The sequence below is a fragment of the Tepidibacter sp. Z1-5 genome (genome assembly GCF_037844525.1).
Classification (GTDB): domain Bacteria; phylum Bacillota; class Clostridia; order Peptostreptococcales; family Peptostreptococcaceae; genus Tepidibacter_A.
Window position 1 is genome coordinate 66511 of sequence record NZ_JBBMMD010000036.1, and the last position, 14089, is coordinate 80599.

15 protein-coding genes are annotated in these 14089 nt (G+C 28.7%); 14 read left to right on the forward strand and 1 reads right to left on the reverse strand.

The features are described 5' to 3' along the window. Positions 1-141 precede the first annotated feature (141 nt). From prmA to WJW32_RS08915, 13 genes are all read left to right on the forward strand, one after another. The gene (gene prmA, locus WJW32_RS08855) at positions 142-1083 is read left to right on the forward strand and encodes a 50S ribosomal protein L11 methyltransferase (RefSeq protein WP_340257476.1); all 942 of its coding nucleotides are present in this window, start codon (positions 142-144) and stop codon (positions 1081-1083) included. A 2-nt stretch (positions 1084-1085) separates the two neighbouring features. After that, positions 1086-1844, forward strand: coding sequence for a 16S rRNA (uracil(1498)-N(3))-methyltransferase (locus WJW32_RS08860; protein WP_340257478.1), 759 nt, complete (start codon positions 1086-1088; stop codon positions 1842-1844). After that, positions 1837-3129 (forward strand): tRNA (N(6)-L-threonylcarbamoyladenosine(37)-C(2))-methylthiotransferase MtaB, encoded by a 1293-nt coding sequence (mtaB, locus tag WJW32_RS08865; protein WP_340257480.1) that lies wholly within the window; start codon positions 1837-1839, stop codon positions 3127-3129. The genes WJW32_RS08860 and mtaB overlap by 8 nt, the downstream gene beginning before the upstream one ends. Positions 3130-3172: 43 nt before the next feature. Further along, entirely contained in the window at positions 3173-3511 is a 339-nt protein-coding gene (locus tag WJW32_RS08870) for a histidine triad nucleotide-binding protein (RefSeq protein ID WP_445330227.1), read from the forward strand. 180 nt (positions 3512-3691) lie between these two features. After that, positions 3692-3874 carry a 30S ribosomal protein S21 gene (rpsU, locus tag WJW32_RS08875; protein WP_099187329.1) on the forward strand — a complete coding sequence of 61 codons (183 nt, stop codon included), beginning with the start codon at positions 3692-3694 and terminating at the stop codon, positions 3872-3874. Between the two features lie 18 nt (positions 3875-3892). Further along, positions 3893-4336: a GatB/YqeY domain-containing protein gene (locus WJW32_RS08880; protein WP_340257485.1), complete on the forward strand. Its 444-nt coding sequence runs from the start codon at positions 3893-3895 to the stop codon at positions 4334-4336. Positions 4337-4459: 123 nt separating this feature from the next. Then, a complete protein-coding gene (locus tag WJW32_RS08885; RefSeq protein ID WP_340257486.1) occupies positions 4460-4942 on the forward strand; it encodes a TspO/MBR family protein in 483 nt (160 codons plus the stop codon). 97 nt (positions 4943-5039) lie between these two features. Next, a complete protein-coding gene (locus WJW32_RS08890) occupies positions 5040-6653 on the forward strand; it encodes a response regulator (RefSeq protein ID WP_340257487.1) in 1614 nt (537 codons plus the stop codon). A 12-nt stretch (positions 6654-6665) separates the two neighbouring features. Continuing rightward, positions 6666-7961, forward strand: coding sequence for an NfeD family protein (locus tag WJW32_RS08895; protein ID WP_340257489.1), 1296 nt, complete (start codon positions 6666-6668; stop codon positions 7959-7961). Positions 7962-7965: 4 nt separating this feature from the next. Then, positions 7966-8949 (forward strand): flotillin-like protein FloA, encoded by a 984-nt coding sequence (gene floA, locus WJW32_RS08900; RefSeq protein WP_340257491.1) that lies wholly within the window; start codon positions 7966-7968, stop codon positions 8947-8949. An 11-nt stretch (positions 8950-8960) separates the two neighbouring features. Beyond that, entirely contained in the window at positions 8961-9383 is a 423-nt protein-coding gene (locus tag WJW32_RS08905; RefSeq protein WP_340257493.1) for a hypothetical protein, read from the forward strand. A gap of 164 nt (positions 9384-9547) precedes the next feature. Further along, complete coding sequence (locus WJW32_RS08910) at positions 9548-9925, forward strand: CGGC domain-containing protein (protein ID WP_340257495.1); 378 nt, start codon at positions 9548-9550, stop codon at positions 9923-9925. 132 nt (positions 9926-10057) lie between these two features. Continuing rightward, a complete protein-coding gene (locus WJW32_RS08915) occupies positions 10058-10537 on the forward strand; it encodes a hypothetical protein (RefSeq protein ID WP_340257496.1) in 480 nt (159 codons plus the stop codon). Between the two features lie 39 nt (positions 10538-10576). On the opposite strand, the gene WJW32_RS08920 is transcribed toward WJW32_RS08915, so the two are convergent. Beyond that, the gene (locus WJW32_RS08920) at positions 10577-11749 is read right to left on the reverse strand and encodes an MFS transporter (RefSeq protein ID WP_340257498.1); all 1173 of its coding nucleotides are present in this window, start codon (positions 11747-11749) and stop codon (positions 10577-10579) included. A 136-nt stretch (positions 11750-11885) separates the two neighbouring features. Between WJW32_RS08920 and WJW32_RS08925 the strand changes: the two genes are divergently transcribed. Continuing rightward, on the forward strand, positions 11886-13667 hold the full coding sequence (locus tag WJW32_RS08925) for a helicase-related protein (RefSeq protein ID WP_340257500.1): 1782 nt from the start codon (positions 11886-11888) through the stop codon (positions 13665-13667). The last annotated feature ends 422 nt before the right edge of the window (positions 13668-14089 follow it).

Genomic DNA, 14089 nt, shown 5'->3' on the forward strand with positions numbered 1-14089 from the left:
TAATAATATTATGTTTAGAAGAGAAAAGTTAAGAAAAATAGAACAGATGATATTTTGTGTAGATTCTTGTCTTGAATTACTGTATAATAATTACTACAGTTAAAGTGGAAAAAATAATTATATAAAAAGGAAGGTATCGTTATGAAGTGGATTGAAGTTACAATAAAAACTACTACGGAAGCGGTTGAAGCGGTTACAAGTATTCTTTATGAGTGTGAAGTGGGCGGTGTAGTAATAGAAGATCCTAATGATTTTTTATTTCAAGATAAAGAAGAAATTGCTTGGGACTACATAGAAGAGAACGTATTTGAGACGGGATATGAAGGTGTTATAATAAAAGCTTATCTGAATGAGCAAAAAAATATTGTTGGGGAAGTTGAAATGATAAGAGAAAAAATCAAATTGCTACCAACATATGGAATTGAGATAGGGGAAGGTAGCGTTAATATAAGTGAAGTTGATGAACAGGACTGGGCTAATTCTTGGAAACAATATTATAAGCCTGCTAAAGTTGGAGAAAAAATAGTTGTAAAACCGACATGGGAAGAGTATGAGAAAAACGACGGTGATATAGTAATAGAGCTTGACCCAGGTATGGCATTTGGTACGGGAACTCATGAAACTACAACTATGTGCATAAGAGAATTAGAAAAGAGAATAAATAATGAAGATGTAGTATTTGATATAGGGTGCGGAAGTGGTATATTATCTATTGCAGCGGCTAAGCTTGGAGCTAAAAAGACTATAGGTGTAGACCTTGATGAAGTTGCTGTTAAGGTTTCTAAAGAAAATGCAGAATTGAACAACGTAGATTCTTCTGTTGAAATAAGATATGGTAACTTAATGAATGTTGTTACTGAAAAAGCTGATATAGTAGTTGCTAACATTATAGCAGATATTATAGCTATACTTGCAAAGGATGTTTCTAATTTCTTAAATGACGAGGGAATATTCATAGCATCAGGTATAATTCTTGATAAAATAGAATTTGTTAAAGCTGCTCTTTTAGAAAATAATTTTGAGATTTTAGAGGTTAATACTATGGGCGAATGGTCAGCTATCGTATCTAAAAAGGGTGAATAATAATGGATAGATTTTTTGTGGATCCTAATAGCATAAATTTAGAACAAAAGGAATGTTTAATACAAGGTGATGACGTAAAGCATATATCAAAGGTTTTAAGATGCAATGTTGGAGAAAAACTTGAAATATGTGATAAAAACAACAATGAATATATATGTGAGATAACAGATATAACAAAAAAAGAAGTGTTTTTAAATATAATAGATTCGGTAGATATTAAAAGAGAGAGCGATGTTAAAATAAAGTTATATCAAGGGCTTCCAAAAGGGCAAAAGATGGATCTAATACTTCAAAAGTTAACAGAAGTAGGTGTTAGTGAAATTGTACCTGTTATAACAAAGAGAAGTGTTGCGAAAGTTGAAGATAAAAAAGATAAGAAAATTCAAAGATGGGAAAGAATAGTTTATGAAGCGGCTAAGCAAAGTAAAAGAGGTATTATTCCAAAAATAAAAGGTCCTTTAAGTTTTAAAGAGGCTCTTTTAGATATGAAAGAAAATAGTATCAATATAATTCCGTACGAAAAAGAAAATTCAAAATCTATAAAGGATGCTATAAATAAATCTAATATAAGTTCAGTAGGTATATTTATAGGTCCAGAGGGCGGATTTGATGAAGAAGAAATAAATATGCTTCAAGATATAGGAGCTACGTCTATAAGCTTAGGACCTAGAATACTGAGAACAGAGACTGCTTCAATAGTGGCATCTTCAATAGTTATTTATGAACTAACCCATCTAAAAGGAGATGGTAGTATTGAATAAGGTAGCATTTTATACATTAGGATGTAAAGTAAATCAATATGAGACGGAGGCTATGACAGAGCTTTTTAAAAAGGCTTCTTATGAAGTTGTAGACCATGAAGAATATGCTGATGTATATGTAATAAATACTTGTACTGTAACTAATATGAGTGATAGAAAATCAAGACAATTTATAAGAAGATCTAAAAAAATAAATCCTAATTCTATAATTGCAGTTGTAGGTTGTTATTCTCAGGTAGCTCCAGAGGAAATACTTGATATAGAAGAAGTAAATGTAGTAATGGGAACTAATGATAGAAACAAAATAGTAGAAATTATAGAAGGTATAACTAAACAGGATAAAATAAGTACGGTTGATGATATAATGAAGGTTAGAGAGTTTGAGGAAATGCAAATAAAAGAGGTTAGAGGAAAGACAAGAGCCTTTTTAAAGATACAAGAGGGATGCGATAGATTTTGCTCTTATTGCATAATTCCTTATGCAAGAGGACCGGTTAGAAGTAGATTATTAGATAATATATCAAGTGAAGTAAAAGACCTAGCTTCTAATGGATTTAAAGAAATTGTATTGACAGGAATTCATGTAGCATCTTATGGAAAAGATTTAGGAGATGTTAATATACTTGATGTATTAAAAGAAATTCACAAAATAGATGGAATTGAAAGAATAAGATTAAGTTCTGTTGAGCCTCTTTTGATGAGTGACGAATTTATAGATGAGATAGCTTCTATGAAAAAAATATGTCCACATTTTCACTTATCTCTTCAAAGTGGATGTGATGAAACTCTAAAAAGAATGAATAGAAAATATAATACAACTCAGTATAGGGATATTGTAAAGAATATTAGAGAAAAAATAAAAGATGTAGCTATAACTACAGATGTAATTGTAGGATTTCCAGGAGAAACTGATGATGAATTTGAGACAACTTATAAGTTTTTAAAAGAAATAGAACTTTCTCAAATGCATGTGTTTAAATACTCTCCTAGAAAAGGTACTCCAGCTGCTAGTATGAAGGAACAAATAGATCCTAAGATTAAGCAAATAAGAAGTGAAAAACTTATGAACTTATCTAATGAAAATAATAAGAATTTTATGGATCGATTTTCAAATGATACTGTATCAGTATTATTTGAAGCAAAGCTTGAAAATGGATATTATGAAGGCTTGACTTCTAATTATATTAGAGTTTTGGTTAAATCGGATGAGAATATAGAGGGAAAAATATTGAATGTAAATTTAATTAATACAAAAGATGGATTCATAGAAGGAATTTTGGCTTAAATATAGTATATAATATTTAGATTACATTATGGAGGTGTACACTTTGGAAAATTGTATATTTTGTAAAATAATAAATGGAGAGATACCATCAAATAAAGTATATGAAGATGAGAAGGTATTGGCTTTTAAAGATATAAATCCTATAGCGCCTGTGCATATATTAGTGATACCTAAGAAGCATTATGAATCTATAATTGATATACAAGATAATGAAATGGAAATAGTAGCTCATATTCACAAAATCATAAATAAAATTGCTGAGGATATGAATTTTAAAAAAGATGGATTTAGAATAGTTAACAATTGTGGAGAAAATGCAGGTCAAGAAGTTAAGCATATTCATTATCATATAATTGCTGGAAAAACTTTAAATTGGCCGTAAATTTAAAGTTGATTAAAAATTAATTCTCATAGTTGGTATATATGACTAAAAAGTACTTGAAAAAAATAAGAAAATAGTTTATAATGATTTGGTATGGTATTAAAACCCTGTAGTAAGCCAAGTTTATGATCGTAGCTATAGTTATAGCAGGATTGCTGGTATTGGAGGGAGGGAAGAAGAATGTCAGAAATAAAAGTAAGAGATAACGAAACTTTAGATAGTGCTCTTAAGAGATTCAAGCGTCAGTGTGCTGTATCTGGAATATTATCTGAAGTTAGAAAAAGAGAGCATTACGATAAGCCAAGCGTAAAGCGTAAGAAAAAGTCTGAAGCTGCTAAGAGAAAAGCGAGCAAGAAAAGATAGTGATAAGAGGTGGAGAGCATGTCTCTTGAGGCAAAGTTAATGGATGATTTGAAACTTGCTATGAAGGAAAAGAATCAAGTGAAAAAATCTGTTGTAACTCTTATAAGAGCTGCTGTTAAGCAGTATGAAGTAGACAATAGATCTAAACTTGATGATCAAGGCATAGTTGATATTGTTTCTAAACAAATGAAACAAAGAAAAGATGCTCTTGAAGAATTCACAAAAGCAGGTAGAGAAGATCTTATATCTCAAACACGTGAAGAAATTGAAATACTTAAAGATTACTTACCAGCTCAATTGAGTGAAGAAGAGATAGAAGTTATAGTAGTAGATACTATAAACGAAATCGGAGTTTCTTCAATGAAAGAGATGGGAAAAGTAATGTCAGCTCTTATGCCTAAGGTAAAAGGAAAAGCTGACGGAAAAATTGTAAATGAATTAGTTAAAAAACACTTACAATAGATTTAAAAGACTAAAGCGAATGCTTTAGTCTTTTTATTTTTTTGGGAAAATTAACTAAAGATAAAAAACAACGTATAAAGGGTTTGGACTATTCATATAAATATATAAGAAAGGGTGGTGTATATGATAATAGACTTGAGAAACATAAAAAAACTTATAATAAGCATATTAATACCTCTATTAGTAGGTGGTTTAAGTGGTTATATAACTATGGACTCTATGGAATTATATAATGATTTAATTAAACCGTCGTTCGCTCCTCCTGGTTATATATTTAAAGTAGTATGGCCTATTTTATACGTACTTATGGGAATTGCTTCTTATAGAGTTTGGAAATATGGAAATGATAGAGATGAAGTCAAAAGTGCCCTTATGTTTTATGCTATACAGCTTATCTTGAATTTTATGTGGCCTATAATCTACTTCAATTTAGGACTTAGAGGGTTTGCTTTAATAGAAATAATATTACTTTTGATATTTGTTATTATAACTACTATTAAGTTTTATAAAGTAGATAAGGTTGCAGGTTATTTGATGATACCTTATGTAGCTTGGCTGGTATTTGCAACTGTTTTAAATTATTATACATGGATTTTAAATAAGTAAAAATCCCAATTTATTGGGATTTTTATTTATTCACAAGGATATATATATACATTTAGAGAATTATATAAGGTAAACTTAAAAAAGGGGAGAGAGACCATTGTTAGATTCACAGTTTTTGATTGAGGATGCTGTACATATGTTTTTGAATAATCAAATGCAAAAACTAGACAAAATCATGATAATATTAATGAAATATAGGTTGGATACAGGAATAGAAGATTATAAAAAAATATATCGTTTTTTTCATAATATCAAGGGTACTGCGGCAATGCTTGGATTGAATGGATTATCCAATATAGCAGCGGAGTACGAGTCTTATTTAGAAAATTATAAGGGTGATTTATGCGATGAGTATTTTGGAAAAATACTAAATGGATTAGCGTGTATTTATAAAGAAATTGATTGTAATAGAAATAAAAAATGTTTCAATAGCTGTAATAAGGATATACAGAAAAATATAAAAAAAGATATTAAGAATAAGACAATATTAATAGTAGATGATGATGTGGATCTATTGTCTTTATTAGAAGATATACTGAAAAAACAGGGTTATAATGTTATTAAATCTTTAGGTGCTAAAAATGTGATGTTTATATTAAATACTCAAAAAGTTGATTTGATGATATTGGATATTATGATGCCAGATAAAAATGGGTTCGAATTATTAAATCAAGTTAAAAAAGAGAATATACATATTCCTATAATATTTTTGACGGCTAAAGATATAGCCAAAGATAGAATAAGGGCTTTAAAAGAGGGGGCTGAGGATTATATAACTAAGCCGTTTCAAATTGAGGAATTGATTATTAGAATAGAAAACATATTAAAAAAAGTTGATCATTATAATGGAAAAATAAGCAAAGATAATCTTACAGGAGCATATAATAAAGATTTCTTCAATGAAAATATTAAAAGCATAGAAAATAGTCTTGGATATAATGGAAGTATATCGATAGCATTTATAGATTTTGATTATTTTAAAAGTATAAATGATAGATATGGTCATTTAGCTGGAGATTATGCATTGAGCATACTCGTAAATGAACTTAAAGAATCTCTCAGAGAACAAGACGAGATATATCGTTTTGGAGGAGATGAATTTTTAATTTTGTTTAAGAATTTATTAAAGGAACAAGTTTGCAGTGTGATGCAAAGATGCTTAGATAATATAAGTAAAAAAAATATTAATTACCGAGGAAATAATATAAAAATATCTTTTAGTGCTGGAATTACAACTACTGCTAAAAATGAGTCTATACATGAAGCTCTCGATCGTGCTGATAGAGCTTTGTATATTTCCAAAGATGAGGGACGGGGAAAGATAACTTATTTGGAAAAGGAATATACTAAGAAAAAAGTATTGTTAATAGATGACTCTAACATGATAGTTAGAATTATAAAGGATAGACTTGTAAATAATTATGATGTAGAATATAGTCACGATGGGAATGAAGGAATAAAAATTTATGAAAGCTTCAAGCCGGATTTAGTTATAACAGATTATATGCTTCCTGGTATGGATGGTTGTGAAATATGTGATTACATAAAGAATACTAAAAAAGATAAGCATACAAAGGTTTTTATATTGAGTTGTAATTGTAAGCAGGAAGATATAGACGATTGTTTTGAAAAGGGGGTAGATGATTATATAATAAAGCCATTTTGTCTATCTGATTTAGAAAAGAGAGTGGATAAAATACTTAATTCATAAGAAGGTGAAAATTTGAAAAACTCAAGAAAAATAATATTAGTTTTATTTATGATGATTTTAATATTACCATATAAAGGATTTGCTGATTCACAAAATACAATATATAAAATCGATGTTAAGGGTGAAGTTAACAAGGGTATGTATCATTATATAAAAGAGTCGGTAAATGAAGCTAATAAAAAAAATGCAGATTATATACTCTTTGATATAGATACTTATGGAGGTCGTGTAGATTCGGCTGTTGATATAAGTGATATTATAATAGAACAGGATACGCCTACTATAGCTTATATAAATAAAAAGGCAGAATCTGCAGGTGTATTGATATCTATATCTTGCGATTATATATATATGAATGATTACGCTACGATAGGTTCTGCTGAAACTATACCTAATACAGAAAAAAACATATCCTATTGGACATCACAACTTAGAGCTGTAGCTGAGCAAAATGGAAGAAATCCTGAGATTGTGGCAGCCATGGCGGATAAGGATATAAAGATAAAAGATTTAGTAGATAAAGGAAAATTGCTGAATTTAACTACTAAAAAAGCTGCTGAAATAAAATTTATAGATGGAATAGCTTCCACAACTAAGGAAATCTACACTGATTTGAATATAGATAATTATATTCAAAAAGATGCAAATATTAAGATGGTGGGGCTTTTTAGAAACATAATAACATCTACTTATATAGCACCTCTTTTACTATCATTAGGATTTATAGGCATGATATTAGAAATTTTAACACCCGGATTTGGCTTTGGTGGTATAATAAGTATTATAGGGTTTTCATTATTTTTTATGGGATCTGTATATACAGGAAATTCTACCAGTACAACTGTATTTGTATTTGGAATAGGTATTGTTCTACTTGTGATAGAAGCTATGGCTCCTGGATTTGGTATATTTGGAATAATTGGAATAGGAAGTATTATATTTAGTATAATAATGGCTTCTAATAATATGATACAAGCTTTTTTTGTTATAATGATTTCGTTTATAGTAAGTGTATTTGCGCTAATCTATATACTGAAAAAACTTCCTAAGAGGAAAATGTATAAGACATTATTTCTAAACACAACGCTTGATGATGAAAAAGGATACATTCCATCAAAAGATAATAGAATCTATTTAAACAAAGAAGGAATAACTATTTCAGACCTAAGACCATCTGGTAAAATTGAAATAGATGGAGAAATACTGGATGTAATAACTGAGGGAATATTTATTGCGGTTGGACAAAAGGTAAGGGTAGCAAAAGTTGAATCAAACAAAATAATAGTAAGGCATATTAAGGAGGGTTAAAATTATGTTAGGACCTATAATAGGTATAGCTTTAATAGTTATACTTATAGTTTTATTTTTTAGTTTTATACCAGTTGGACTTTGGATTACAGCTTTATTCTCAGGAGTTAAGATATCTATTTTAACACTTGTTGGAATGAGATTTAGAAGAGTTTCACCTGCTAGAATTGTAAATCCAATGATAAAGGCTACAAAAGCAGGTCTAGATCTGGGAATAGACAACCTAGAGGCTCATTATTTAGCTGGAGGAGATGTCAATTCTGTTGTGGATGCTTTAATTGCAGCTCAAAGAGCAAATATAAATCTTGAATTTGAACAAGCAGCAGCTATAGACCTTGCTGGTAGAGATGTACTTGAGGCTGTTCAAGTTAGCGTAAATCCTAAAGTTATAGAAACACCAAAAATTGCAGCTATGGCAAAGGATGGTATAGAAGTTATAGCAAGAGCAAGAGTTACTGTAAGAGCTAATATTGAAAGATTAGTTGGAGGAGCAGGAGAAGAGACTATAATAGCAAGAGTTGGAGAAGGTATAGTTACAACTGTAGGTTCATCTGTTAATCATAAGGCAGTTCTTGAAAATCCTGATTCTATTTCTCAAAGAGTATTAGAAAAAGGTCTTGATTCTGGAACGGCATTTGAAATACTATCTATAGATATAGCTGATGTTGATGTTGGAAGAAATATAGGAGCACAACTTCAAACAGATCAAGCTGAGGCTGATAAAAAGATAGCTCAAGCAAAAGCTGAGGAAAGAAGAGCAATGGCAATAGCAAGAGAGCAAGAAATGAAAGCTATGGTTGAGGAAATGAGGGCTAAAGTTGTTGAAGCAGAGGCTGAAATTCCATTAGCTATATCAGAGGCATTCAAAAATGGAAATTTAGGTGTTATGGATTATTATAACCTTAAGAATGTTATGGCTGATACAGATATGAGAGAGTCTATATCAAAAGTAGGATCTAATAAATCTAATATAAAGTCCGATAAATAAGGTGTGATAATATGGAAGGCTTATTAATACCGGCTATTATATATGTAATAGGTGTAGCATTTAAATCTTTTTTTAAAGAAGATGATGAAAATACTGAAAATAAAAGTCCTTTATTACAAACTGTAAACAATACAGTAAAAAAAATAGAGAACAATCTAAATGAATTAAGTTACAACTATAAGAAACAAAAACATATAGAAGAGTCTAAAAAAGAATATATAGACGAAGAATATAAAAAAAATATAGACCAAGTTATATCGGAAATACGTATAGACGATATGGAAGATAAAGAAATTCCAAAAACTTTGTCTGAGGACATTGAACAGCAAGAAAATTCTGATGAAGGATTTAATCTTTTTTCAGATTCAGATGATTTGATTAAGGGAATTATTATGTCTGAGATATTAAATAAACCGAAAAGTATGAGAAGATAAAAAATTTGTAATTTATTAGTAATTAAAAAAGGCTATCTCGAAATAGAAATTAGTTTCTATTTCGAGATAGCTATTTTTTTGTGATAATTAGTACATAAAATTATTTTCAACAATGATATAATGAATCTTGAAAATTAGAGGCATAAAATATGGAGGAATATAAGATGAAAAAGGTTGCTATATATGTATGTGGTGAAGTTTCAAAAAAGTGTACTGCTAATGGATGTTTGAGAACATTTAATCAAAAGGAGGATTCTTTTAGAAGATATGAAGAAGTTGGGTGTCAATTAGTTGGTTTTAACAATTGTAATGGATGTGAAGAAAATCCGGTTGAAAGCCTTAAAGTGAAAATAGAAAAATTTAAAAAAACAGATGTAGACAAAGTACATTTATCTACATGTATAAGAGGTAGGTGTGACCATTATGAAGAATTTGCCAAAGAATTTGCTAAATATTTTGATGTTATTGGATATACACATGGTTCTGATAATGGGAAAAAGAATAACAATATAAATATAAATAAATACATTATTTTCGAGTAGAAAATTATTGATAAAAATAATTTCTTCGTAATGTATTTTAAAAGGTTAAAAAAAGAATGTTGATAAAGAAAATTGCTAACATTATAATTATGTTGAATAATGAACTTGTATATGATTAAAGAGGTGTTTATAGTGATTGATAAAGAGTACTTGTTAGATGCGAATGTAGTTATAAAAATATGGAATGAATATAGTGGATTATTTCAAGCTATAGAAAGACATGAGGGCGTTGATTTTAAGATTTATCATCATATAGCTGCAGAATTAGCTATAAAAGAATCTCGAGAACTTGATGGAGTGTCAGTGCTTACAGATAGATTTATAAAATTATTAGGACATATAATTAATGAGGATGTAGTTAGGATTTCAGAAATTTACAAACCTAATGTTTGCATCAAGCATGACTCTAATAAACATATCTATTCTATAAATGGCAATAAACTTTCTATAAATGACTATAGTCTTATTTGTATTTGTGAAAATAATAAACAATATACATTGGTTACTCAAGATAAAAAAATAATAAATAGTGCAAAAACTATATTAGACCCTTCTAGGGTATTGAATTTCAATGAATTTTTGTGTGATTTAAAAAATCTAAATGTTTTATAAATAAATTGAAATTTAAAGGGTGATTATTAAATCACCCTTTTAAACATCCCATATTTTTAGTTTTCTTAAGAAATAAAGAGCAATTAATTGACCGCTTCCTATAAAAAGTAAAAAGTAATTAAGCACTCTGTCATTTTTTATAAAAGTTAAAAGTGCCATTAATAAGGTTGTACATATTATTCTTCCTGTATTAAGAGCGATATCTCTACCTATAATATATTCAATTCTCATATTATCTTCATGGTGTTGAGCTAGTACATTAAAAGTAGCGGAGGTCATAGGTACATAAAAAAATGGTACAGCTATTGCGTCTAGTATAATAAAGAATAGTATGGAGTAATAGTTGATTTTGACAACTAGCCCTAAAACCGAAATAAACATTAATAGAGCACCTATATGTAGGGCAAATGTTCTTCTGTTAGGCTTTATAAACTTTTGTTCTAGTATATAAGATACTGATGAAATTAAATAAGCAATTAAAAAAAGTTTTCCTAGTTCCATTTCACTTCCTGTTGTTTTATAGATTAGTATATTGAGTAAAAATAGTATTACAACATCTCTTAGTCCCCAAGCAACTGTACTTTTTCTTAAATTACTCCACTCAAAATTATTACTACTTATTATTTTCTTAAAATCTAGTCTTTCTTCATAGTGCTTTGAGCGAAGCAATAAACTTATAAGTATTAGAATAACAAAAGATATTAATGAGAGTATAAATACTATCATATATCCTGTTGTATTTGTACTTCTTTCGATAATATAAGCTGCTGTAAAAGGAGCAATGGCAGACGATATTCCAGCTATAAATCCATTATATCCATTAAAACTATCTCGATTGTTAGTAGATGTGAAATCAAAACTTAGTACATCAAAAGCAAGCCAGTAAAATCCCCCTGCTATTCCGAATAATATGCCAAGAGGGTAAATATATTTTATAATGTTATCTTTTATTAAAATAATAAGAATAAAAAATAATATATAAAAAACAATTCCAATTCTAAGTGCCCATACACCATTCCTTTTTTTTGCAAGCCATCCTGCGATAGTAAAAGCAATTGGTAAAAATATATACTGAATTAGATTATACTGTGAGATCAGGATAAAATCATTTGATTTTTTCCATAAAAATATATTTACAAAAACATTAGATAAACCTTTAGCAAGGGTAAATAATCCACTAACTATCAATAGGATTTTTGCTTCTTTTGACATTGATACCTCCCGAAATATAAAAATTTTAAATTCATATACTATTTTATTGTTTTCAATTAATATAAAAATTATAATGGCAAAAAAACTCATTTTTATCTACAAAATAGCAAACACTAATTGTTGAGGAGGAATAAAAATGAAATTAGCAGTAGCAGAAAGAGAACTTAAAAAACTTAAAAATCAGATAAATCAGATTGAGCAAATAATAAAGAACACAAAAATAAATGCACTGTGGGAGCATGAAGCATCTTTACGTAAGAAATTGAAGCTTGTATTAGAAATAGAGAAAATATTTAATAAAAAAAGAAATTCTACAAAACAAAAGGAAGCAAATAAAGTATATAAAAACTATGAGGAGCTACTGAATTATGTATCTGAGAGATTACTTTCAGATTATAATCAAAAAAATAATGCTAATTATAAAATAGAAGAAATAATAGATAATAATTATGAATGTTATAAAAGCTCAGGATTAATGAATGTTTTGATTACAAAATATATTCCAAAGCTCATAAATGAAAAAATGGATATAATATTTCCTCAAAATCCAAAGGATGAATATAAACAAGCAAGAAAAATAAAGAGAACTATTCATCTACATTTAGGAGAAACCAATACTGGAAAAACATATAATGCAATGCAAAGACTTAAAAAAAGTAAAAAAGGCATATATCTTGCTCCTCTTAGAATACTTGCATTAGAAAACTATGAGAGATTAAATGAAGAAGGAGTAACATGCAATTTGTTTACAGGAGAAGAAGAGATAATCCATAAAAATGCAGATCATATTTCATGTACTATAGAAAAACTAAATATAAATGAAGAATTTGAAACGGCGGTAATTGATGAGATACAGATGATATTTGATGAAAAAAGAGGATATGCATGGACTAGAGCATTGTTAGGACTAAGATGCAGGGAAATACATATATGTGGAGCATTAAATGCAAAAAAATTATTAATTGATATCATAAAAGATATAGGTGATGATTATACCATTAAAGAGTATAAACGTAATATTCCACTTGAGATACAAGAAAAGTCGTTTAGATATAAAGATGTTAAGGACGGAGATGCACTAGTTGTGTTTTCTAAAAAAAGAGTTCTTGAACTTGCTCTGTTTTATTCAAACTTTGGAATTAAATGCAGCATAATATATGGTGATTTGCCACCAGAGGTTAGAAAAAAACAGTATACTCAATTTTTAAATAAAGAAACATCTATTTTAATTACAACAGATGCTATTGGTATGGGCGTTAATCTTCCGATTAAAAGAATAGTCTTTATGGAAATAAAAAAATTTGATGGAAAAGAGTTTAGATTTTTAAATTCTCAAGAAGTTAAGCAGATAGCAGGCAGAGCGGGTAGGAAAGGAATATATGATGTTGGATATGTTTCTGCATATGGAGATAATTATGAATTTATAAAGGAATCTATTAATAAGAAAGATAATCCTATTGAATATGCAATTTTAGGACCAAGTGAAGATATATTAAATATAGAAAATGTTTCTTTAATAGAAAAATTATCAGTTTGGAGCGAGAAAGAATGTAAATCATTATTATATGAAAAAATGGACATAGGTGAATATTTAATTGTTTTGCATAATATAAGAAGTTATAAAATTTCACAAATTACTCGATGGAAGCTTTTGAAGATACCATTTGATGTGGATAATAAAGAACTTATGAATACATTTATATCATATGTTGATGAACTATTTATTGCTAAAAGAAATGAACTGTTCAAGCCTATGTATAAATTTGAATCTCTTGATGAACTAGAAATTTATTATCAGAAGATAAATTTGTATTATTCTTTTGGTAAAGTTTTCGGACTTACTATTGATGAAGAATGGATATATGAGGAAAGAAAGAAATTGAGTGAAAAAATAAATAATTTATTACTTAAGATATAGTAAAGAGGTAAGAACTCACCCGCAATCTTAAGTAGGGCGCCATTTTAGCGGGGAACTGTCTTTAGGATGTCTTGACTAAAGATAGAATAATTAAGGCTAGTCTTTTTCAAAACCTGCTGCTAGGTGTTAAAAAGATGATATGAAAATTAGCAGCTACAATTGTAGAAGCTTTAGGGAAAAAACTTTCGCACAGGGGTTCAACTCCCATTGTCTCCACCAATTGAAATCCAATACCGTACTGAAAAAATTCAGTACGGTATTTTTAGTATAAGCCTATATCGTAGATATATATGGAAGAAAATATGTACAACTATTTATTGAAAGTGTATTAATAATTTCCATAAATAGTATCTACAAAATTTTTTTTCAAGATCGTCACACATTTTTCTAAAGTCTTCAATTTTTTTTATTGCTGCAAGATT

Coding starts and splice junctions, on each gene's coding strand:
- prmA (WP_340257476.1), top strand. CDS start 142: ATGAAGTGGATTGAAGTTACAATAAAAACTACTACGGAAGCGGTTGAA.
- WJW32_RS08860 (WP_340257478.1), top strand. CDS start 1,086: ATGGATAGATTTTTTGTGGATCCTAATAGCATAAATTTAGAACAAAAG.
- rpsU (WP_099187329.1), top strand. CDS start 3,692: ATGTCAGAAATAAAAGTAAGAGATAACGAAACTTTAGATAGTGCTCTT.
- WJW32_RS08880 (WP_340257485.1), top strand. CDS start 3,893: ATGTCTCTTGAGGCAAAGTTAATGGATGATTTGAAACTTGCTATGAAG.
- WJW32_RS08885 (WP_340257486.1), top strand. CDS start 4,460: ATGATAATAGACTTGAGAAACATAAAAAAACTTATAATAAGCATATTA.
- floA (WP_340257491.1), top strand. CDS start 7,966: ATGTTAGGACCTATAATAGGTATAGCTTTAATAGTTATACTTATAGTT.
- WJW32_RS08905 (WP_340257493.1), top strand. CDS start 8,961: ATGGAAGGCTTATTAATACCGGCTATTATATATGTAATAGGTGTAGCA.
- WJW32_RS08910 (WP_340257495.1), top strand. CDS start 9,548: ATGAAAAAGGTTGCTATATATGTATGTGGTGAAGTTTCAAAAAAGTGT.
- WJW32_RS08920 (WP_340257498.1), bottom strand. CDS start 11,749: ATGTCAAAAGAAGCAAAAATCCTATTGATAGTTAGTGGATTATTTACC.
- WJW32_RS08925 (WP_340257500.1), top strand. CDS start 11,886: ATGAAATTAGCAGTAGCAGAAAGAGAACTTAAAAAACTTAAAAATCAG.